At 71.0% G+C, this 21,944-nt stretch carries 17 protein-coding genes and 1 pseudogene; 10 read left to right on the top strand and 8 right to left on the bottom strand.

The window, feature by feature from the left end:
- Positions 1-61 precede the first annotated feature (61 nt).
- Both ACFV3R_RS32285 and ACFV3R_RS32280 read left to right on the top strand, forming a co-directional pair.
- Entirely contained in the window at positions 62-1,012 is a 951-nt protein-coding gene (locus ACFV3R_RS32285; RefSeq protein WP_385590551.1) for an NAD(P)-dependent oxidoreductase, read from the top strand.
- Positions 999-1,619 carry a hypothetical protein gene (locus ACFV3R_RS32280; RefSeq protein ID WP_385590549.1) on the top strand — a complete coding sequence of 207 codons (621 nt, stop codon included), beginning with the start codon at positions 999-1,001 and terminating at the stop codon, positions 1,617-1,619. The genes ACFV3R_RS32285 and ACFV3R_RS32280 overlap by 14 nt, the downstream gene beginning before the upstream one ends.
- A gap of 15 nt (positions 1,620-1,634) precedes the next feature.
- Here ACFV3R_RS32280 and ACFV3R_RS32275 read toward each other — a convergent pair whose 3' ends face one another.
- Genes ACFV3R_RS32275 through ACFV3R_RS32260 form a run of 4 tightly spaced genes read right to left on the bottom strand, consistent with a single transcriptional unit; the run spans position 1,635 to position 5,919 of the window.
- Positions 1,635-2,777 (bottom strand): pyridoxal phosphate-dependent aminotransferase, encoded by a 1,143-nt coding sequence (locus ACFV3R_RS32275; protein WP_385590547.1) that lies wholly within the window; start codon positions 2,775-2,777, stop codon positions 1,635-1,637.
- A 33-nt stretch (positions 2,778-2,810) separates the two neighbouring features.
- On the bottom strand, positions 2,811-4,328 hold the full coding sequence (locus ACFV3R_RS32270) for a phenylacetate--CoA ligase family protein (RefSeq protein WP_385590545.1): 1,518 nt from the start codon (positions 4,326-4,328) through the stop codon (positions 2,811-2,813).
- Positions 4,325-5,704, bottom strand: a complete 1,380-nt coding sequence (locus tag ACFV3R_RS32265; protein ID WP_385590543.1) for an MATE family efflux transporter — start codon at positions 5,702-5,704, stop codon at positions 4,325-4,327. The genes ACFV3R_RS32270 and ACFV3R_RS32265 overlap by 4 nt, the downstream gene beginning before the upstream one ends.
- Positions 5,705-5,742: 38 nt before the next feature.
- Positions 5,743-5,919 carry a hypothetical protein gene (locus ACFV3R_RS32260; protein WP_385590541.1) on the bottom strand — a complete coding sequence of 59 codons (177 nt, stop codon included), beginning with the start codon at positions 5,917-5,919 and terminating at the stop codon, positions 5,743-5,745.
- A 1,477-nt stretch (positions 5,920-7,396) separates the two neighbouring features.
- Here ACFV3R_RS32260 and ACFV3R_RS32255 point away from each other — a divergent pair.
- Positions 7,397-8,569 carry a hypothetical protein gene (locus ACFV3R_RS32255; protein ID WP_385590539.1) on the top strand — a complete coding sequence of 391 codons (1,173 nt, stop codon included), beginning with the start codon at positions 7,397-7,399 and terminating at the stop codon, positions 8,567-8,569.
- Between the two features lie 1,365 nt (positions 8,570-9,934).
- The gene (locus ACFV3R_RS32250) at positions 9,935-11,089 is read left to right on the top strand and encodes an oxygenase MpaB family protein (protein ID WP_385590537.1); all 1,155 of its coding nucleotides are present in this window, start codon (positions 9,935-9,937) and stop codon (positions 11,087-11,089) included.
- A 179-nt stretch (positions 11,090-11,268) separates the two neighbouring features.
- On the opposite strand, the gene ACFV3R_RS32245 is transcribed toward ACFV3R_RS32250, so the two are convergent.
- Positions 11,269-11,436, bottom strand: coding sequence for a hypothetical protein (locus ACFV3R_RS32245; protein WP_385590565.1), 168 nt, complete (start codon positions 11,434-11,436; stop codon positions 11,269-11,271).
- Here ACFV3R_RS32245 and ACFV3R_RS32240 point away from each other — a divergent pair.
- A complete protein-coding gene (locus ACFV3R_RS32240; RefSeq protein ID WP_385590563.1) occupies positions 11,386-11,799 on the top strand; it encodes a hypothetical protein in 414 nt (137 codons plus the stop codon). The two genes, ACFV3R_RS32245 and ACFV3R_RS32240, sit on opposite strands and share 51 nt — an antisense overlap.
- Before the next feature lie 625 nt (positions 11,800-12,424).
- Here the strand turns inward: ACFV3R_RS32240 and ACFV3R_RS32235 are convergent.
- Together ACFV3R_RS32235 and ACFV3R_RS32230 are read right to left on the bottom strand one after the other, a co-directional pair.
- Positions 12,425-13,699: a hypothetical protein gene (locus tag ACFV3R_RS32235; RefSeq protein WP_385590535.1), complete on the bottom strand. Its 1,275-nt coding sequence runs from the start codon at positions 13,697-13,699 to the stop codon at positions 12,425-12,427.
- On the bottom strand, positions 13,689-15,725 hold the full coding sequence (locus ACFV3R_RS32230; protein ID WP_385590533.1) for a hypothetical protein: 2,037 nt from the start codon (positions 15,723-15,725) through the stop codon (positions 13,689-13,691). The genes ACFV3R_RS32235 and ACFV3R_RS32230 overlap by 11 nt, the downstream gene beginning before the upstream one ends.
- Before the next feature lie 669 nt (positions 15,726-16,394).
- Here ACFV3R_RS32230 and ACFV3R_RS32225 point away from each other — a divergent pair.
- Positions 16,395-17,363, top strand: a complete 969-nt coding sequence (locus tag ACFV3R_RS32225; RefSeq protein WP_385590531.1) for an asparaginase — start codon at positions 16,395-16,397, stop codon at positions 17,361-17,363.
- Between the two features lie 63 nt (positions 17,364-17,426).
- On the opposite strand, the gene ACFV3R_RS32220 is transcribed toward ACFV3R_RS32225, so the two are convergent.
- Positions 17,427-17,561: a hypothetical protein gene (locus tag ACFV3R_RS32220; RefSeq protein ID WP_385590529.1), complete on the bottom strand. Its 135-nt coding sequence runs from the start codon at positions 17,559-17,561 to the stop codon at positions 17,427-17,429.
- Between the two features lie 156 nt (positions 17,562-17,717).
- Here ACFV3R_RS32220 and ACFV3R_RS32215 point away from each other — a divergent pair, with 156 nt between their 5' ends.
- The 4 genes and pseudogenes from ACFV3R_RS32215 to ACFV3R_RS32200 all read left to right on the top strand — a co-directional run bounded on the left by ACFV3R_RS32215 (position 17,718) and on the right by ACFV3R_RS32200 (position 21,030).
- Positions 17,718-18,011 carry a hypothetical protein gene (locus ACFV3R_RS32215; RefSeq protein WP_385590527.1) on the top strand — a complete coding sequence of 98 codons (294 nt, stop codon included), beginning with the start codon at positions 17,718-17,720 and terminating at the stop codon, positions 18,009-18,011.
- Positions 18,012-18,082: 71 nt separating this feature from the next.
- Entirely contained in the window at positions 18,083-18,352 is a 270-nt protein-coding gene (locus ACFV3R_RS32210; RefSeq protein WP_385590525.1) for a helix-turn-helix domain-containing protein, read from the top strand.
- 772 nt (positions 18,353-19,124) lie between these two features.
- Positions 19,125-20,360, top strand: a complete 1,236-nt coding sequence (locus ACFV3R_RS32205) for a sensor domain-containing protein (protein WP_385590523.1) — start codon at positions 19,125-19,127, stop codon at positions 20,358-20,360.
- Positions 20,345-21,030 (top strand): annotated as a pseudogene (locus tag ACFV3R_RS32200) (LuxR C-terminal-related transcriptional regulator). Before ACFV3R_RS32205 ends, ACFV3R_RS32200 begins: the two are co-directional and overlap by 16 nt.
- Positions 21,031-21,944: the final 914 nt, after the last annotated feature.

Here is a 21,944-nt window from a genome sequence, read left to right as displayed (position 1 = left end):
AACCGCCTGGCCGAGAGGGCACCTTGCGGAGGGCCCGGGGGAGCGGCGAGGATCTCCCGACATGACAGCGTCCGCCCGTCGCACCGCGCCGCGCATCGTCTACCTCGACGAACCCACCTACATCACCGCCGGTTTCCTCACCGCGCTGGCCCGACTCGGCTCCGTCCAGGTGTACTACGACCGGCCCGGCCCGGAAGAGGCGACACGACGTCTCGTCGGCACGGATGTCGCTGTCGTCGAATGGACCCGCCTCACGCGCGAGATCCTGTGCAGGGCCGAGGGCCTCGGCCATGTCGCCACCGTGCTGTCCGCCACGGACCAGGTGGACCTGACGGCCGCCCGTGAGCTGGGCATCAGCGTCTCGCACTGCCCCCGATACTCGATCGACTCCGTCGCGGACCACCTCATGAGCTGCGCGGCGACCCTGCTGCGCCGGCTGTTGCCCGCCCATGCCGCGGCCGGCGCCGGAGTGCAGCACCGCTACGTCCCCTACCTGGGGCGCGAACCCCGTGGACTCGTGCTGGGGCTGCTGGGCACCGGCCACATCGGACGGGCGGTCGCCGCACGGGCCGCGCAGCTCGGCATGCGGGTGATCGGTACCAACGGCAGCGGCAAGCCGGTCCCCGGCATCGAGACGGTAAGCCTCGAAGAGCTGGTCCGCCGCTGCGACGTGCTGTCCGTCCAGGTACCGGCGCGGCCCGAGACCACCGGACTGCTGTCGGCGGACCTCGTCACCCTCCTGCGTCCCGGAGCCGTCGTCCTCAGCGTCTCGCGGCACTCCGTCATCGACACCGACGCCCTGCTGCACCTGCACCGGGCGGGCGGGCTCGGCGGTGTCGCACTGGACGACCCACCCGCACACCTCGTGCCTGAGTTCGCCAAGGTGCCGAACACGCTGCTCACCCCCGGCATCGCCTGGTACACGGACCGGGCCCGCAAGGAGAACCTGCACGAGGTGCTGGGGAACATCCGGAGCCATCTTTCGGGAGGCAACCGCAATGCCGTCGTCTAGCGCCCGGCCGCCCGCCGAGGCCCTCGCATGGGTGGCCGATCAGCTCCGGCACATCTCCCCGGCCGCCCGGGTGTCCCAGGCAGCCGGCGCCTTCGACGTCCGGTTCCCTCCCTCCCGGCCGGCCCGGGTCCACCTCGTGTGCTGCTGGCACGAGCCCCGGACCGAAAAGCGCCTCGGCATCGCCGGCCCGGTGTCCCTGTCCGCGCTGTACACCCTGGAGCTGCTGGACCTCGCCGCGCGCGAGCCATCGCCGCAGGTCACTGCCCGGTTCATCCCGTCGGACAGCGCGGCGTCCCGGGCCGAGGCCATCGCCGCCGGGCGTCGGCTCCTCGACGCACCGGGGCCACGACTGCTCGTGGTGGTGGCCGCAGGAGGCGCCGCCGGCGGGGGCCTGTTCCCCGCCGGGGCACTGTCCGCACACGAGGTGGTGGACCTGGCACTCCCGGCGATGGACGGCGCGCACCTCGGGCAAGCCGCTGTCCGGGAACTCGCTGCCGGCGCCCGAGAGGGGATCACCGCCTGCGTACTCGACCCGGTTCAAGGCCCAGGAGAACTCCTCGCGCCGCAGGAACTGTGGGCGGCACTGCGAGCGCAACCCGCGGCATGACCCCGGGCTGACGACTCATCCGGTGTCCCGCCCGGTGAAGAAGTCCGCCATGATCTCGATGCCCCGGTGCCATTCCTCGTAGGGCTTCATCAGGCTCACCCGGATGTTGCGCGTGCTGCGGGCGTCGGCCGGATCGTGCCAGAAGAAGCCGCGTCCGGGCAGCACCCCCACACCCCGCTCCCGGAGCCGGGCAGTGACCGTACGGTCGTCCAGCCCCAACCCCGCTGTCGACAGCCACTCGACGCTGATCCTGCTCTGCCGGGCATCGGGAGCGATGAGATCTGCTCCCAGGGCCTCGCGGGTACGCGCTCGCCGCTCGGCGACGAAGGCGTGGACCCCGGCCGCGAGACCGGTGGCCCGGGCCTCCTCGAAGAACACGCCCAGAACCAGCAGCGTGAACTTGGAGACGCACAGGTATGTCTCGTTGTAGATCTGGCGCAGGGTGTCGCGGTGATCGGCGGAGCAGGCGAGCAGGCTCGCCTTCATGTCCTGAGTGGGAAAGACCTTCCCGGTGTCCTCGAAGACGATGTACGAGGCGCCATGGTCCTGAAGGACCCGGTACATGTCCCAGGTCTGCGGGTAGAACAGCCGGAAGCTGGCATCGATCACCAGCGTGACCCGGTGCTCCGTGCAGGCGCGGACCAGGGCCTCGAAGACGTCGGCCGAGAGATCGAGGCCGGTGGGATTGTTCGGGTTCACCAGGAACAGCGCGTCAGCGGAGTGCAGCAGCGGGCGCGGAAGGTCTCCGGTCGCCAGCGGGGACTCCTCGACGGGGAGCGGACGCACTCCGCGCCGCCGCAGGATCAGGGCGAGGTTGTCGAAGGTCGGATGGATCAGCAACGTCCGCCCGCCGGTGCTCCGCAGATAGGCGGCGACGAGGTCGATGGAGTTCGAGGCGGTGGGCAGGATGAAGTGCCCGGCCGCGGCCTGCAGTCCCGAGGAGCCGATCAGCTGGGCGTACCGCTCTCGGTAGAGCCACTCGGATTCCGGGATCGACTGCGCCTCGGCCTGTTTCCAGAACCCCTCGAGGCCGGCCACGATCTGCTGCTGCCCCGGAGTGAGCGACTGGTAGGCGTGGCCGTCCGCCAGGTTCGCCGAAGTCGAGAAGCCCTGCTGTTCGTAGTCCGTCAGCGTCTTGACGCCGTCGTTGTCGAGCACAAGTTCCCCCGTGATGTCGGTCGTGGACGGAATTCACTCGTGAGTCGTCCGGCCCACCTGGCCTGCCCAGTCACCGGTGACGTAGATCAGGCGTCGTTTGCCGGAGGCGAAGGTGTCGAACTGGTCGAAGTCGTCGACGTACACGAGGTCGACGGCGACCCTCACCCGGCTGAAGAGAGCCGGCAACTCCCGCACGAACTCCGCCACGACCGGGTTGTGGGTATCGCGTGCCACCGGGTCGGACAACTGCATGCGCAACTCGATCCGGTCCGGTGAGCTCTGTACGATCTGGTACTGGCGGACGTTGGACTCGGCGAGGACCAGCGTGCGGTCGCACAGGCCGAGGACGGCATCCGACGGGACGATCCGGTCCGGCCCGTCACGGAGGAACTCGTCCTCCCGTCCCCTGAACGCCTCGATCACCCGGAACCGCGAACCGCAGCCGCAGGCTTCGTCCGCCTGCCCGAGACGCACGATGTCGCCCTGGTCGTACCTGATGAACGGCATGAAGAAGTTGCCCAGCGAGGTCCCCAGCATCCGGCCGAACCCCTGCTGGTCAGGCTCTGCCACCTCGAGATACGCACTGTCCTCCACGATGTGGTACTGCCGCTCGGGACATTCGTGGGCCAGGAGCGACATCTCCTCCGACGAGTACTCGTCCAGCACCGGCACGCGGAAGATCTCCGAGTACTTCACGCGCTCTTCGCGGCTGCTGCGCTCCGAGTTGGTGTACACCACCTCCACGCCCAGTGCGTCCAGGGCGACCTGCTCGTCCGCGAGCCGTTGCAGGTAGCTGGGGAAGGCGGCCATGAGCCGGGGGTGGATCTCCGCCACATGCCGGACCAGCAAGGGCACCGGGCAGTCCTGCGAGACGGTCACGAACGGGTAGGCGCCGACCAGCGAGGTGAACCGGTCGGCGGTGAAGTACACGCCGTAGCGCCAGTCGTCCGGCTCCAACGGGCTGCGCAGGCCAACCTCGCAGTGCCTGAGGTGCAGCAGGGACCGGTGGTCGATGCTTGCGTTGTCCTGGTAGATCGTCAGGTTGAGACCGCTGGATCCCGAGGTGCGGGACGAGTGGACGGTTCTCCTCCCGGCACTGCGGACCAGTTCGGGGCCGACTTCGGCATCCACCATCATCTTCTTGTTGACGACGGGAAGCTGCCGGAAGTCGTCCCAGGTGACGATGCCCCCCGGCTCAAATCCGACGGACTCGTACAGGGCCCGGTAGAAAGGCACGGTCGCGTACGCCGTGTCCACCAGTGTCCTGACCCGCTCCAGCTGCCAGGCCTCACGGTCCTCCGGGGCCAGCCGGCAGCGGTCCCGAAGACGCTGTTTGCCGTGCTCCCATTTGCGGCGCATCCGCAGCTGCGTCTGGAGGGACTCCGGCACGGTGCGGTGGTTTCTGCGGATGTACGCAGCGATGTCGTCGTTCGTCGTGGCCTCGGCCTCGACATCGCGTACCTGTGCGTCGCCGGGCCCGGGGTGCCACAGGCCCCGGGTGAGGTCTTGGCGACCCTGCCGGTCCGTCGCCTGTCGTTCCTGCCGCATCATGGTGCCGCCTCCGTCGCCGTGTCTCTGATTGCTGTGATGTGCCGGGCCAGCCGCGCGAAGCAGAACAGCGCCACCGCGGCCGCCCCGAGGATGACGCCGAGCCACAGCCCCCGGAAGCCGAGCCCGGTGAATCGGGCCAGGGTGGTCCCGAGGCCAAGGCCCAGGACCCAGTAGCCGGCGGCCACCACGAGGGCCGGCACCCGGGTGTCCGAGAGGCCGACCAGGTAGCCCATCGGCAACGTGACCAGGGTGTCGACGAGAATGAACGCCACCACGTAGGGCAGCAGTTGATGGGCGGCTACTACGCTCTCCGGATCCTTGACCCCGAACAGCGTCTGTACGACGAAGCCGTACCCCACGGCGACCAGGGCGCTGAGACCGACCGCGTACACCGTGCCGATACGCAGCAGAGCGGAGCGCAGGTCGCTCAGCGCACGCCAGTTGCTGTCCTCGCGGGCCCAGGCGGCCACAGTCGTCGCCGCACTGGACAACCCGAGCGCGAAGACCGTGATCAGCGACTCCAGGCGCAGCCCCACCGTGTGTGCCGCGGTCGCGGCGACACCGTAGGGTGCCACGAAGAAGGCCAGCACCGGGACGAACGCCTCGCCCAGGACGATCCGTACGCCGATCCAGGCTCCCGCGCCGAGGAGTTCGCGCTGCGCGACGAGCCGGGGCCCGGCCGGCTCAGCCCTCAGGCGCAACTGCCGGAAGCCCCGGCCGTACCGGATCTGCGCCGTCACCAGGACCAGCACCAGGAGCCTGACCGCGGCGCCCGCCATTCCGGCTCCTGCCACGCCCAGTCGGGGCAACGCCCCCGCACCGAAGATCAGCGCATAACCCAGGACCAGGTCGACAGGGACCGCGACGAGCATGGCCCAGGTCGCGGGCTTGGGCTTGCCGACCCCCGTGAGCAGGCAACGTGCGTTGACGTAGAGGAGGAAGAGGGGAAGGCCGGGGGCGGCGGCACAGTTGTACTCCTGGGCGACGGAAGCCAGATGAGGGTTCTGCCCGATCAGCTCCAACAGGTGGCGGGTGTTCAGGAGTACGCACACGCCGAGAAGCCCGACCCCGAGTGCCAGCCAGTTGCCCTGCGTGTACCAGCCGCGCAAGGCCACCGGCTCCCCGGCCTGGTGGGCGACCGCCACTCTCGGCGTGACGGCAGTGACCACACCCAGCCCGAACAGCATCACCAGACTGAACAGGCTCAGGCCGAGCGTCACCCCGGCCAGCTCCCGCGCGCCCAGGCGGGCGACGAGCGCCGCGTCCACGAAGGAGATCGCGAGTTGGGCGATGAACCCGACCGCGAGGGGAATGCCCAGCGGCAATACCCTGCGCACCATGCTCCCGACGGCCGCCGAGTCCTGTGTCTGCACCACCGGCCCTCCCGTACCCGCCTCGCCCCGTGGGGGAGTGATCAGGAGTCCATGACGACGCCGTCGACCTTGTGGTCCCAGAAGAGGGGCGCCTTGCCTGCGGCTCGGTCACCGTGTGCATCCTGCACGGGCTGCGCGGCGTCGTCCCCGTCCGACTGCGTGGCGCCGGAGGCATCGCCGGCAAGGTCTGCATGAGGTGCGGGTAAGTGGCGGTCCATCAACCAAACTCCCGGTCCACGAGTGCGATGCCCTGCGCTGAGAGTCCCATCGAGCGGGTGGAGCTTGGCAGAGCCCCGACCTCCCAACAAACAGCATGGTGCGTATCGGGCCACCCACCCCCGGCACAGGCCCCGGCCGCCCGGGCACCACCCGGCTCGGCACCCGTGGCCGTTCCGGTTGACTCGCCGTGCCGATCGACTGGGAACACCCGCCCGTGGCCAAGGATGCGGCTGCCGGCACCCGCCATCCGCTACCAAAAGCGACAACCGCTCACCAAGCGTGTTCGCGCAGCCGACCCGACGCAGCAACAGGAGAGTGGGGAGCCGGGTGGGGCCAAGACCCCTACCCAGCCGGGAGTCCGGGCGACCGGCAGCGCCGAGGGCCGCCCACCAGCCGGCACGGCAACGCTGCATCCCGCACGACGGTCACGGACGGTGAGCAGGTTCCGGGCTCGACACGGGACCGCCGTCACCGGTGGCGCCCTCACCCCGGGCACCCACTGCCCGTCGGATCAGGTGCTTCCGGAAACACCTGACCGGACCGCCGGTAGCCACCCGCCCGGACCCGCGGTGACTGCGCCGCAGAGGCCTCCACAGCGTCCACATCTGGCTTGCAAGCGCTGCTCCCGGGCTGCCCGGCTCATCGCTCGCCACGAACCGCACCCCGACGGGTTGAACAGGCGGTGACCGATGGTGAAGGTTTCCCGGTATGCGCGTGACGGTCGCCTGCGAACTCTGTCTCCGGCTCGCGGTCGCAAGCCGCAGCAGCTACCTCGACGCTCTCTGCACAGGAAGATCACGGAGGGGGAGTGTCATCCGATGCGCATGACGAAGCAGTCGAGTGCTGTCCGGACGGCCGGTGCAACCGCAGCGGTCTTTGGAACGGTGTGGGCCGGGGCCGAGCCTCCAGCAGCCGGCGGCTGCCGAGTCCGCTGCACCGGGGTGAGGTGCACAAGACCGCCGTGGTCAGATCCATCCGCACCACGCCGAAGCAGGTGGACGCCCTCTCCCTGACTGCCGGCACGTACACGCTCGCCGGATCTGCGCACCTGTCGTACGCGGACAAGGCCGGCTGCAGCCGTCACGGGTGGTCCCGTGACGGCTGCGCCGCACGGCAGCGGACACATCGAGGAGTCCCTGAGCACGACCGGTGTGGTGACCTCGGCCGGCACAGGCAAGGTGCAGGTGCTGTGCAGCGGCGGAGAAGACGCTCCCCGTTCCGCAGGAGCCTGCCGCCGGCGGCACCCTGATCGCCACCCGCGCCACCTCGTCCCAGGACCAGGGAACCGGGGCCCAGTAGCGACGCTCGGCCGAGGCCGGACCACTCCTGAGCGCAGACACCCTCCCCACCTGCCCCCGCCCGGACTGGGCCTTCCTGCGGAGGCGGTCTGGCGGGACCGGTGGGGCCACTGCACTCGTTGGTGGTACACCGGCGCCACAAGGGTAACTTTTCCTCCCTTATATGGATTCATGAGTCATGAATCCTTTTTGGCACCGGCGGGGTCTGGCTGTCCTGACCACCGCTGCGGGGGCTGCCCTGTGCCTGGCAGGCAGCACACCCACCAGTTCCGCGCACACCCAGGGCACGGCCGCGGAAACGCCGTGGGTGGTGTCGCTGGGTGACAGCTTCATCTCCGGCGAGGCGGGCCGCTGGGCAGGCAACAGCAACGACAGCGCAGACGGCTACTCGCACACCGACCGGGCCTATTCCCCCGACACGACGAAGACCGATCCGCACCGGGTGTACGGCACGTCCTTCGACGACCGCTGCAACCGCTCCGACAGCGCCGAGGTCAACACCGCGCCCCTCCACAACCAGCGTCTCAACCTCGCCTGTTCCGGCGCCACCTCCACTGCGATTCTGCTGCCGGAACACGGCGGGAGTCCCTTCAAGAGCGAACCCTCCCAGGCTCAGCAACTGCAGGAGGCTGTGACCGGGCATCCCGTGCGGGCGGTCGTCGTCTCCGTCGGCGGCAACGACCTCGGCTTCGAGAACGTCATCACCACCTGCGCCAAGAACTTCCTCACGCCGATCGGAGCCACCCCCTGCGCTCCGGCCATGGGGCCGCAGGTCAAGGACCGACTGCCCGCGATGCGCACCGCTGCCGTCAAGACGCTGGCCGACGTCACCACCGCCATGACCCGGGCAGGCCACCCGAAGGGCAGCTACCGCCTGATCCTCCAGTCCTACCCCTCGCCCCTGCCGGACGGCGCGCGGGTGCGCTACCCCGGAGAGAAGTACAACCGCATGACCGAGGGCGGTTGCCCCTTCTTCGACAAGGATCTCACCTGGGCCCACGACGAACTCGTCCCAGCAATCAGCACCACCCTGGCCGCCGCCGCCCACACAGGCGGCGCCGAGTTCCTGGACCTGTCCCGAGCCTTCGAAGGCCGGGAGGTCTGCTCCAAGACCACCGTCCATGCCGGCCCCGGGACCCGGCCTTCGGGCAGCACCAGCGAATGGGTCCGCTTCGTGACCTCCGGAGCCGGTCAGGGCCAGAGCCAGGAATCCCTGCACCCCAACTACTACGGTCAACTCGCCCTGGGCACCTGCCTGGGACTCGAACTCGCTCACGCACCCGGGGACCACTCCTGCCTCAACACGGCCGAGGCCGGCCCCCACGACATGCGCCTGCGGACAGCTTCCTGAGCCGCGACACAACCACCCCGATCGCGGGGGCACTGGTGGGGCACAGCTCACCGCAGCATGGGGCGCTGCCGAGGCCGGCGTCGGCCTCCTGCGGCATGCCTGCAACCGGCATGCCGCAGGACGGATCCGCGTGCCGCCTGCTGGAGCCCGGTGTCGTGCGGCGGGTGCGTGGTACCTGAGCGCCTCCGCTGCGCCAGGCGGCGCCCGTGCCGCCTTCGGCGGTGTGGGTTTGTCTACGGGGCGGGCAGGGTCGAGCACGGCGGGCCGCCGGAAGGCGGTCACCGATCGCCCTACCCGCCCCGCGATCAGCCGCCGGCGGTGGGGGACACGAAGGTGGCGTCTGCCGACGACCTCCCGGCCGGCCCATCGTGCGTCGCAGCTCGCGTCCACGACGACCCAGCGAGCCCGTCACGACGGGGGGCGACGGGGGAGGCACGACGGGCCAGCATTGTGTGCGCCCGGCACCGCGGACACGCACCGACCGGCGCGGGCGCACAGTGCCGGCTCCTGCCGTCGACGCGGACGCCGGCGAGAGACCCTGAGAGCCGCCGGGGCTGACGATGCTGTCGCCACGTCACCGCGCCCTGGCTGCGCCCTACCTCCCGTGAGCATCCCTGTCCGTCGGGCGGGACGCGCAGGCCACCGGCAGGCAGCGGCTGGCGTCAGCAGGACGGGGACCTCTGCACGCTGGGCAGCGGCTTGGCGACGACGCTCCGGTCCTACCCGGTCGGCGACGGCCGCTGCACCGCACTGCCCGCTGCCGGTCTGAGCCGAACCAGCTGTACCCCGGGGCCGTCCTGATGAGTGAACTCGCCGTTCGGCGAAACGTTTTGCCTGCTCAGGGGCTGCTATTCAAGGAACCGCACCCGTTGCATCCCGTTTTCGCTGAGAGGCGGTTTCTTGGGCAAGGCCCGCGCCTGGACGTTCAGTCCCACGGCAACTGCTTCACGGCGGCCGCCGCCGACCGCCCCCGCCACTGCCGGCTTCGCTGCAACGCCCCGGGAGGGAGAGCTGCCGTGGCGGCAGGCGGTGCCTCAGCCGCGCGAGGCCGTTGCCGCACATCGAGCGGGCTGCTGCATCGGACGCCACCAGACCCGGGCCCCGCGCCCGCGTGGGCCTGACTCCTCGCCGGGGCGTCCTGCACAGCACAGCCGCAGCCGTGGAGGACTTCTGCAAGGCCGGTGTCACCGTGCCGGACCAGGCCCCGAGCACAGGAGCCCTCCACCCCACTCCGGCCGGCCGGGGCAGCCCGTCCCGCTGCCGACTGTCCGCGTCGGGTGAGGGGCCTCCGCGCGGCACCGGTGCGGTGCCCGGCCCACCCACCTCTGACCAGCTACAACCACCCACCACAAGAGGGAGAGCGTCTTGACCCTGACTGCCCAGTACATCGCCGCGGAGTCGGAGAAGGCAAGCAAGGCCGGTGATCCGCCTGCCGACGCCCTGGTCTCAGACCTGATCGACAACCGGGAGATCGACGGGGTCAACGCCCTCTTCCGCACCATCGGCACCCTCAAGCCGGGCCAGGACCTCAGCAAGCTCCCCCCACGGCTCGCCGAGTTCCTGACCAGTGCCGAGGCCGATCCGCCGGGCTGGAGCGAGGCGGACGTCAAGGCCGCTGAGGGCTTCTTCAACCACCACCACGGCACGGCCTCCATGCTCCAGGGCACCGTCGGACTGATCGGCACCTACCTCTCACCCACCGGCGCGTTCACCCTGCGCTCCACAGGCCGCCTGGGCGGGGTCAAGGGCCCGGGGCGCCGGCTCTCGCAGTCCTCCCGGCTCTTCATCGACATGGGCAAGCGCGACGCCCTGCGCGACGGCACCCTCAAGGCCAACGTCACCAAGGTCCGCCTGGTACACGCCTCGGTGCGGCAACTGCACAAGAAGAGCGGCGAGTGGGACTACGCCAGGTGGGGCGAGCCGGTCTCCATGAAGTACACCACCGGTGCGGCCTGCGTCTTCAGCACGCAGATCCTGCAGGCCATGGGGCACCTGGGCATCCACGTCTCGCGCGAGGACGCGCACGGCTTCATCTGCGCCTGGCACTACGTCAACCACTACCTCGGCACACCGGAGAAGTGGCAGCTGCCCAAGGACGCCGAGGAGGTCGAGCGACTGTGGAACGCCGAGCGGGACAAGGAGTGGCAGAGGTCCGACGACGGCCTGTTCATGACCGCGCAGGCCGTCAAGTTCTACCGTGAGCTGCTGGGACCCGGCGTCAGCGACACCTACATCGCTCTGACGAGGGTCGGGCTGACCGACAAGTACGCCGACATGGCCGGCGTGCCCAAGAGCCCCCTCGACCTCGCCGGCAGGCCCCTGGCCGAAGGCCACAAGGTCGTCAGCGGCCTGGGCGGCGGCCTGTTCGGCGAGGCCGCCCGGAAGACCGTCGGTACCAACCCCTACGACGAGCCCATCGGCGTCGCCTCCAAGGCCTTCAACGAGATCGAGAAGTACGCCCTCACCCACGACCAGGACGATCAGCCCCAGATGCACCAGGAACTCCACGACGACCGCTGACGCACAGGGCGGATCGCCACCTGCACCACATGCCGGCAGGCGTCACAGCGGCCCGTTGCCGGCCGGCGTCCCACCTTCAGGCGGGGCGCCGGCCGGAAGCCCGTACGACCGTCTCGATACCGGGCCTGCCCGGTGCGGTAACGGGAGGGCGGTGCTGACGATGCAAGCAGCGACACACCTCACCAGGAGCGGGCACCATGCCAACGGACGCGGCCGTCAACATCTTCTTCAGCCTCTCCATCCCCGGCGCACTCGCCGACGCCCTCGTCGCCCTCCAGCAGGAGCAGCGCCAAGGCGTGGAGCCGCAGCAGCGCGCGCACCTGCACGTCACACTGGGCTTCCTGCACGACGCCGACACGCCGCGGCTGGCTGAGGCGGCGGCCCTGCTGAGCGGCCGGCCCTGGCCCACGCCCACGATCGGCCCCACCGGTGAGGTGCGGCACGGTAGCTGGGAGCCGCGGAAGGCCCCCGATTACCACTACCGCGAAAACCTCGTACAGAAGCGGGAGCAGGTCCGGCTCGGCGTGGAGAACACCCCCGAACTCACCGCTGCACATCACGGAGGCCCTCGACATCGGCGAAGCGGAATACTGGCCGCACCTCACCCTCGGCCTGGCACGGGAGGACTTCCCCCCTCCCGGACGCGGCGTCCATGCACCTCCCGACGCTCAAGGCGCCCGCACCCAGCCTGGAAATGCAACAGGAGATGACGGCCACCTGGTGCCGCGTCCTCGTCCGCAGAGAACTGCAGTGAACCCAACCCCCCTCAAGCCGACCAGCCCCAGCGCTCGGACGCACAGTCCGCGGCATCGACGGCTCCCGCAGTCGGCGGCCGGCCGCACACCACACACCCGAGGTCCCTTCGGGAAGCTCATGTCGCGCAGGGGCGCGGTCAGGTAGGTGGAGCGCGTTCGCGACATTCGACGAGGTGACCTCCCGCCATCGCGGACCGTGTCGAGTCACCGTGTCGAGCTCACCGCCGAACTCGGGCCCCACATCCGCGGCCCCGGTCTCGGCGGCGCGCAGTCACCTTCATCGGGGCGGCTGCCCGGACGCCGGGTGACCGTCCTGCTGCGTCCCGATGGCCGGGCCGCCGGTGCATCGTTGTGTCAGGTATGTAGGCGATCGGGTTCACCGACCTGAGCTTTCTGGGTATGCCGGCGCGACAACCACCGGTCACCGGTACGTCCGTGGGCCGGACGCGTGCGGCGTGGGCCATGCGCCAGATCGCCGGGGCCGACGCCGGCACCGGCCCGCCCGGTGATCCATTGATCGGTGAAGGCGTCCACGGGCCGTCCCACTGGGCCCGGTGGCCGTACCGGGCCGTCCACAGGCTCACCCGGCACGCTGCCGGGTGAAGTCCCCTCGGACCACCCGCCGGGCCACCTCAGCGACGCCGTCCACCAGGGACCCGTAGCCGGTGGCCGCCCACAGGCTCTGCTCGGCAGGCACCTCGAAGTACGGCACACTGCTCCCGTCCGGCAGCTGCGCGGTGAGTACCTCGGGAGTGCGGCGGGCGCGTACCTCCCGCACGCACCGGGCGCACGCCGCGACGTCGAGGGACTGCTGACGTCCCAACGGGCGCCAGGACAGGCGCTGCTGGGAGCGCCCGTGCAGTGGGTCGAAGAAGCAGAGGGGGAGGGCCCCCGCCCGCCCTTCCAGGGCGTCGCGGCCAGCGGCCACCAGCGTCAGCACCCCCGCGAGGTCCGGCAGATCGCGCGCGCCGTCCAGCACCGTGCCGGCGGCGGCGTAGGCGTCGAGGGCGAGCCGCACCGCCTCCTCGCCGGCCTTCGCTATCTCGGCGCCGTCCAGCGCCTCGCCGAGCGCGAGCACCTCGCTCTCGGCCTCGCGCCGCACCTGGGCCTCGTCCGCCTCACGGGCCGCGGCGAACACCGCCTTCGGGAATGCGAACGGCGCGGTCCGTGCCGTGCGGCGCCGCCGCACCACCAGCCACGAAGCCGATGCCGCGAGGACCACCGCGGCCACCGCCGCCGCGAGCACCAGCCACGGAACGCCGCCCCCGCCGCGAGGAGCGGCCGTGTGCGGGGCCGACGGCGAGGCCGAGAGGTCCGCGGTCGCCTCCTGGTAGACCTTCCGCCCGTCGCCCGCGGCGACGAGGTCGATCGCCTTGTCCACCCGGGCCGCCAGCCCGGCGTTCTTCATCGAGTCCAGGAAGTAGACGGCGCCGACCGCCTCCTGTGCCTGGTGGCGGTCGTCCGGCCACTCGCGTCCGGCCAGCCCGTCGTCGAAGGAGGCCATCGTGATGACGATGAGGTCCCGCTGCCCCAGCCGGTCGTGGACCACGTCGGCCAGCGTTGCGCTGTCCCCGTCGAAGGCGTCGCCCTTGACGAGCGGGGTGAGCACCACCTTGATCGGCAGGCCGCTCCGCTCGACCCGCCGCACCAGCTCGGCGCGGCGCGGCGCCGGAACCGCGCCCGCGTAGGCGGCGTCGACGTAGACCGGCGACTTCCGCAAGGCGTCCGCGATCCGGGTGCCGGGGCTCGCGACCGGGTCGGCGTGCGCGGCGGGAGCGACGAGCGCCCACCCCCACAGCGCGAGGACGGCGAACGCGAGTACCGCGGCCGGCCGGTGGAATCGCTCAACGGACACTGTGGCGCTCCCTGATGGTGCGGACGAGGACGGAAAGCCCGTCACGGACGGACGGCAGCACGCCGTCGAGTTCGTCGTGGGGGAGCCGGCCGTGGGCCGCGGGCAGGGTCAGCCACTCGGCGGCCGCGCTGCCGGGAGAGCGGCGGGCCCGCTCGGCGCATCCCGCACACAGCCGCGTGCGCACCGGCCGGCCGTCCGGAGAGCGCACCACGCGACGCTGGCCCACGGCCGTACCGTGGAGCGGGTTGACACCGCACACTGCGTTTCGCGCCTCGCCCTCGGCCGCCGCGAGGCCCGCCCGGCTCAGCACCACCACGGCCGCGAGGTCGCCGGGGGAGGTCTTGCCGGCCGGACGACCCCCGGCGTCGGGACCGGCCAGCAGGAGTGCCGCGTCCAGCAGGTCCCAGACCCGCTCCCGGATCGCCGGTGCCTTCCACTTACCCGCCTCGAACACGGCTCCCAGAGCTGCGAGTTCCTGCCGAGCGGTGTGCCGCAGCCAGGCCGGTGACGGCTCCGAGGGAGCGGTGGGGGGCACGCCCCCGGCTTTCGGGGCGCGCCGCCGCTCCACCAGCCCGGCGATCCCCAGGACGCTCGCCACCAGCCCGAGCAGCAGCGCGGCCAGTACCGCGCCCATGCACAGGCCCGGCCAGAAGTCTCCGGAGAGCAGCTTCGGCAGCCGGGTGTCCCGCAGCGGTTCGGGCCTGGTCGTGGTGTCCGGCTCCGCGTGCTTCAACCGGGGTGCTTTCCTCACGAAGTCGATGGCCTGGACGAGGCGACCGGGGAGGGAGCGGGCAGCGGTGTCGTCGGAGGGTCCGTTGGTCACCGACTCGGGGAGGCCCAGGGAGAGCCGGGTGTCGTCGAGCGGCAACCCGTGGTCGGCCACCGAAATCGCGCCGTGCACGGGGTCGGCGACGACGAAGACCGCGTCCTTCCCCAGCCGGCGGTGCAGGGCCGTGGTGAACGCCCCTGCGTCGCCGGCGGACTCGTCGTCCGGCAGGCTCGGGACGAGGACGACGTAGAGGGGCCCCGGAGCCGCGCCCCGCATGTGCGAGCGGAGCGTGGAGAGCTGTGCGGCGTCCAGCGGTGTCTGCGACTCGGGGTCCAGGTAGACCGGGTCGTGGCGCAGGCCGGCTGCGACCCGTGCGACGCGGTGGGTGAGGTCCGCGTGGGTGGGGGAGACGGGGACCCCGTCGTACCGCTGGTCGAAGACGAGGAGCGCGGTCCCCAGCACCGCGAGCGCCAGCACTCCGGCCACCGCCCACTCCACGGGGTGGACGCCACGCCCCGCCCGCACCGCCGCGGGTCGACCGCCACCGTCTCGGCGCGTTCGCTTCTTCGGCCCGCGTCCGCCCTTCCGAGGCCCCGGGAGGGCGGACGCGGGCGCCCAGAGGCGGGCCCGGTGGCGCTGGCGGCGGACGTAGGGGCTGACGAGCAGGACGAGGAGCGGCAGCCCGGTGAGCGCCAGCCCCGTGGTGAAGGACTGGTTCTCCCGGTCGGTGGAGTCGATGTAGGCGTCCGGGCGTTCGCTGTGCCCGGAGGCCTCGCGCAGGGCGTCGGCCCGGTGGGCGGCCCGCTCCGAACCCTCCGCCACCGCGCCGGCGAAGACCTGGAAGGCCCGCAGCGCGCCGGCGTCGTAGGGCAGCGAGTACAGCGCCACAGCCCGCGCGTCGTCGGCCGGGGCGTCGACGCCGAACGCCCGGGCATCCTGCACCCCGTAGTTGTCGACGAGCACGTAGAGACCGTCGCGGCCGAGCCGGTCGTGGACAGTGGCGAGGAGCCCGCCCTCGTCCGACGACGTCGGCAGCACCAGCACATAGGTGGGGACCCCGGTGGTGCGCGCCGCCGCGGCGAAGCGAGGCGCGGTCGAACGCGGGATGCTGCGCGGCAGCTGGTCCGTCACGTACACCGGGTCACGCCGGAGTTCCGCAGCCAGCCTCACCGAGAGCGGGGAGCCCACCGGGGACACGGCGGCCGAGGCCGGGTACGGCAGGAGCACCGCGGCCAGGCCCAGCAGGGCGCACAGCACGCGCCACACCGTCCGTGCCCATGGTCTGTGGGGCAGCCCGCCACCATCGCCCATTGCCCCGCCCCCCGCCGAAAACCGTTCGGCTCATGGTACTGAGGCCGCGCTCCCGGGTACATCAGCGGGCCGCGATCCCTCCGACCGTTCCGCTGGGCGCCCGCGGCCAGGCCACCCGGCCTGGGGCCACCCCGCAGCGACCTCCGGCACCACCGCACCGACTTCCCCCCACTTCCCAGGTGGCCTGGGGCGTCGTCGCACGACGTACTGCGGAGGGCGCTTTCGAGCCCGGCACAACGTCGTCAGCGGTGCGGCTCGGTGCTGAGCTGTCCATACCGCAGGCCGGCGTTCGCCTTGCGCTGCAGAAGCTTGCCCGTAGCCGGCCGGCCGAAAGGTCTGCCCGCGCCATGCCAGGACTCCCGCGGCGGACCCCGGTCGGCAGCAGGGCCACGTCAGAGACACGCCCGCAACGCCGAACCGGGGAGCCTCCCGGGACGAGGACCGGCCCCTGCGGCCTGCTCCGGCATCCCGGACGTGAGGTCAGGCGGCGATCAGCGTTTCCTGCGCCGCAGTCCGGGCAGTGCCGGGCCGTGCACCTCAGGGCGCGCCGCCAGGTGCTCCAGCTCCGACGGCTACTCTCAGCCACCTACCAGACGGCTGAGGCGAGGTGCGCGTATGGCGGCGATGGTGAAGGTCTTCACACTGGGCGGCACGATCTCCGCTGCCGGAGGTGGCGCGGGCCGGCTCAGCGGCACCGAGGTCCTGGCCGGCGCCGGCCTCAGCGACGAGGTCGACATCGAGGTTCACGACGTCCGCCGCGTCCCCAGCTCGTCGCTCACCTTCGCTGATGTGGCCAGTCTGGCCGCCGACGTGGACGCCGCTCGTTCAGCCGGGGCGGGAGTCGTCGTGGTGCAGGGCACCGACACACTGGAGGAGACGGCCTTCCTGCTCGACCTGATGTGTGCGCCCGGCGCGCCCGTCGTGCTCACGGGCGCCATGCGCCGCCCGGACGCCGCAGGCCCGGACGGCCCCGCCAACCTCGCCGCGGCGCTGGCAGTCGCCGTGGATCCGGCCTGCCACGGACTCGGCGCCGTCACGGTGTTCGGCGACGAGATCCACGCCGCCCGGCACGTGCGCAAGGCCCACACCACCGCTCTCGTCCCCTTCTGCTCCCCGGGAGCCGGCCCACTGGGCAGGGTGGTCGAGGGCCGCCCACGCCTGCTGCTGCGCCCGCCGGGGCCAGTGGTCGAGTCCCCGCTGCGCCCGACCAGGTCCGCGCGGGTGGCACTTCTGACGCTCACACTCGGCGACTCGGGTGAGCTGCTCGACGCGGTCGACGACCGCTTCGACGGTCTCGTCGTCGCCGCGTTCGGAGCCGGTCACGTTCCGACCTGGCTCGTCGAACCGCTGGCCGGGGTCGCGACCCGGATGCCGGTGGTCCTCGCCTCCCGTACCGGCGCGGGCCCCTTGCTGTCCACCACCTACCGAGGCCCCGGCTCCGAGTACGACCTGCTCTCGCGCGGCCTGCTCTCCGCCGGGCAGCTGGACGCCGTCAAGGCGCGCCTCCTGCTGCACGCCCTGCTCGCCGCCGGCATGCAACCGGAGCAGTTGCAGGGGCACTTCGACCGTCTCGCCGGTGCGTGAAGCGACCCCCGGGAGTCAGGACGGCAGCCGGAGCCCGTCCTGCGGTTGGTGTTCGGCGAGCAATTAACGCTTCCGGGCGAGGCTGCGCGCCGCGGAACCGGCCGCCGTGGACGTGGTGGAACTCACGGCCTCACCGTCCGAGGCGGTGCGCACGTCGAAGCTCGTACGGCTCAGCGATCCGGATACGTGCTCGGTCATCCTGCCCCTGAAGGGAACTCGCCGTCCGGCAGGACGAACGCGACGCGGTCTGAACTCCGGTGGCCCTGCCCTGTGCGACAGTTCGAGCCCTTTCCGCCTCCGCCTCGCCCCCAGGGCACGACGACGCCCCCGTTGTGTGCACATCTTCCTTGGTCGGTGATCGACTTACCCGCCCGGGGAGTCACTCGGCTCCTGGCCAGGCCGCTCCCCGGGCGGGCCGGCATCGGGGCTCTGCTCACCCGGTGTCTCACCGACATGGCCACCGACTCCACGGCCTACGGGCCGGCGGACCGCGCCAGGCTCGGAACCGTCACGACGGACCTGCTCACCGCCCTGCTCGCGCACCATCTTGACGCCGACACCGCCGTGTCGGAGAACTCGCTTCAGCGCAGCCTCCTGATGCGCATCGAGGGGCGTTCATCAGCCAACAACTTCCCGGCCCACAGCTGACACCCCGGACCATCGCCTCCGCTCATCACATCTCGGTCAGCTACCTGCACCGCCTCTTCCGGGAACGTGAGGTGCCTGTGTCCGCGTGGATCCGCCACCAGCGCCTGGAGCGCGCCAGGCTCGATCTGAGCCGCCCCGGCCTGGAAGCCGCCCCCGTCTACAACATCGCGAGCCGCTGGGGCTTCAAGGACCACGCCACCCTCTCCCGTGCCTTCCGCTCGGTCTACGGCGTTCCACCCACGGCCCATCGCTGTCCCCCACTCGCCTCCGAGGCGACGCCAAAGCTCCGCCCGCAGGCCCTCCCCGGCAGTTCGAGAGCGCTCGGCGTGCATAGACGCTGAGCTGGGGCGTAGCCAATCACCCGCTGCGGCCTGTTCCTGAGCAGGACCGGCAACGGGCTCCTGTCGTGTCTGCCCCAGTAGCGACCTGACGGTTACCACCTCGGCTACAGCGGCGGCAGCCCCCGAAGGCTCTGGCCACCCATTTGACCCAGATCGCCCGCAACGACGGAGGTCCGCACCTGCCGGCGTCCCGTACGAGCACGTACACCCGGCGCTCCCTGCCTGGACGCAGAGCAGCGCAGCGGAACGCGGCACGCACGAGCTGACGCTGCACGATCTCCAAGTCATGCTGGAGGGCTGACGCTGCACATGCTGACGCCCATGGGACAGAGCCGTGGGCCTCAGCACTGCACAAGGCCGAGCCGACCGGGACCGGCCGACCACGGTAGATGCGGACGGCGATCCCTGGGCGGCAAGCCGCTCTTCTGATGCGTGAGGCGGAGCCAGAGAAGTCGTCTCCCCAGCGCTGCGTGGAGTTGACAGACCGCCGTCACCGTCGAAGTCCGCGCGATGCAGCTCACGTCCGGGTCTCCGGACACCTGGACGGGCCCCGGACCGGGGCGGGCAAGCCCCCCGTCATGCGCAGTGGCCAATGGTCCGGGCATTCGAGTTTCTCGTGGAGGGCCCTGAGTGGCGCCTGGGGTGGAGGTGGCTACACCCACTGGCCGGCGACCTGGATCTCCTGACCCGTAGGCCCATCACCGACAGAATCTCTTACACAACGCCGGCGAAGCGTCCTTCGCCGTGACGCCTCAGGGGGGAGAACGACCATGTGGGGAACACGGATCCGGTCCATGGTGCGAGGTCTGCCACTCGCCGGACTCTCGATGGTGGAGTCGTTCTGCTTCTGCCTGCTGGTGACGTCCATGTCCCTCATCGGCGTGGGCCTCGGCATCCTCCTCGTACCGCCGGCGGCGGCGTTGCTGCGGGGGCGGTCGGCACGACCCGCAGGCTGGCCGGGGAGTGGTCCGGTGTCGAGATCGCTGCGCCCTACCGGCCCGAACCCCCTCCGGCGCCGGGACTGCGGGGTTGGTGGCAGCGGACCTGTGCGGTGCTCGCCGACCCGGCTACCTGGCGGGATCTGCTGTGGGCGCTCGTCAACCCCGTGATCGGAATCGTTCTCACCTTGCTGCCCTTCCTGCTTGTTCTGTTCGGCGTAATGGGGCTGGCGATGCCTAAGGTCTGGGAGGCTCTCAACTCCATCGGCGGCAACAACTGGTACTGGTGGATCCGGGTGACCGATGCTCAGTCAGCCTGGCACGCCGTCGCTCTGGGTGTGCCGACCCTGATCGTCGGTGTCGCCTGCGCTCCGTGGGCGCTGCGGACCCATGCGTCCCTGGCTCGCACGATGCTGGCGCCCACCAGGGCCTCGCTCCGGGTGCGCCACCTCACCGACACGCGTGCCGAGGCCGTGAACTCCTCGGCCGCTGAACTGCGGCGCATCGAACGCGACCTGCACGACGGCGCACAGGCGCGGCTGGTAGCGCTCGGCCTGAACCTCGGGGTGGCAGAGCAGTTGCTGGCCAAGGACCCGGAGGCGGTCGCCACCATCCTCGCCGACACCCGCAAGGCGTCCGCGACGGCGCTGGAGGAGATGCGGGCGCTCATCCGCGGCATTCACCCTCCGGTGCTCGCCGACCGTGGTCTCGTCGATGCGGTGCGCGCACTGGCGATGGACAGCACGCTGCGGGTGACCGTCAAGGCGGACGTGCCAGGGCGCCCCGAGGCACCGGTGGAGTCGGCGATGTACTTCGCGGTGGCCGAGGGGCTCACCAACGCCACCAAGCACGCCGACGCCCGACACGTCCAGGTCGATCTCTGGTACGAAGGAGGTCGTCTGCGTGCTCGCGTCGGCGATGACGGCCGTGGCGGGGCCGACGTCTCGCGTGGGTCCGGACTGCGTGGCATCGAGCGGAGGCTGGCCGCCTTCGACGGTGTACTGGCTCTCACCAGCCCGGTGGGTGGACCGACCAGTCTGGCCATGGAGATTCCGTGCGCGTTGTCGTAGCCGAGGACTTTTTCCTGCTGCGGGACGGACTGGTGCGCCTGCTGGAGGCGTACGACTGCGAAATCGTCGCGGCGGTGAACAACGGACCCGAACTCCTGCGTGCGCTCGTGCGCGAGCGGCCGGACGTTGCCGTGGTCGACGTCCGGCTGCCGCCCACCTTCACGGACGAAGGCCTGCAGGCTGCTCTGGAAGCCAGGCGGCAGGCGCCGGGACTGCCGGTGCTCGTCCTGTCCCAGTACGTCGAGCAGCTTTACGCCAGGGAGTTGCTTGCCGACGGCTCCGGTGGCATCGGTTACCTCCTGAAGGACAGGGTCTTCGATCCGGAGCAGTTCGTGGCCGCCGTGCGGCAGGTCGCGGCCGGCGGCACCGCCCTGGATCGGCACGTCGTGGCGAAACTTTTCGTCGGCGAAGAGGCCCGGGACGGGAAACTGACCCGGCTCACACCCTCACACCCCGGGAACGGGAGGTGTTGAGCCTCATGGCAGAGGGGCGGTCCAACGCGGCCATTGCGCAGCGGCTGGTGGTCACCGAGCGGGCGGTGGTCAAGCACACCTCCAACATCTTCGCCAAACTCAACCTCTCGCCCACCGCCGACGCCAACCGCCGTGTGCTGGCTGTGCTGGCTTTCCTGGGGGTGGTCGGGCGAGGACGGCAGGAGGGCGCATGGTGATTCCGCATGACCTGTTGACCCGATGACGCCGCGCTACCCGCGTCTACAGCGGCGCCTCCATCCGGCACACCATCGGCAAGCCTCTCACCCTCGACAAGATCGCACAGCACTCGCCTGAGCCGCCGAAAAGCCGTGTGGAGTGGAGCTGAAGCATGCTGGGCGGAGAGCCGGCCTGATTGGCCTGATCGCCCTGCGGCGACGAACACCGACCATGGCCGTCATCACCTATATCCTCCGCGAGGACACCTGGGCAATGGCGGCTACCCGGCCGAAGCTGCCCACCACGTGTCGTCTCCGTCCCTTCGCCACCGCCGGTCTCGACCGGCTGGAAGCCGTGCACCACCCGACAACCACGCCCCCGGACGCGCGTCCTGGCCCAAACCGGCTTCACCCGCACCGGCACATCCGACCGGCCACCGACGAGGTGGCCATCCCCTACCAGCTGTACGCGCTGGGAGTAGCCGGCAGGCGAACCGGCGCGACATCTGTCGTCATGCACTGCGGAACTCCTGCTCGTGGCCTTGGCATCATCTCGCCCTCCGGCGCCGAGCCGGACCCGCTGCGTAGAGCCGGCGGGATCGTGGAGGCCTCCGGACGGGTTCGATGCGATGAGTGGGAGCGGGTGAGTGGTGTGTGAGGGCCGTCGGGACCGTGGTCCGCAGGCTCGGGAGACACTGAGGTGCGGCTCTTCCCGACGGGTGGCCCTGGCCGGAAAGCGCCGATGATCGGGGTGTGGGGGTCGGCGGGATGCGGATGTAACGCCTTCGGGCGTCCCGGACTAGTACTGCAACGGTGCTTGCCGTGGCGAGGCTTCAGTTTTTGGGCTGTGGCCTCGTCTCTTGTAGTGGCTGGTCCGAGCCTGGTGCTGGCGTCGTCGCCGCCAGCGGGACCAGTGCAGGACGTGGGCGACGCTG

This window comes from Streptomyces sp. NPDC059740 (assembly GCF_042733155.1).
Taxonomy (GTDB): Bacteria; Actinomycetota; Actinomycetes; order Streptomycetales; family Streptomycetaceae; genus Streptomyces.
The sequence above is the reverse complement of the archived record's forward strand: the minus strand, read 5'-3'. Positions and strand labels throughout refer to the sequence as shown.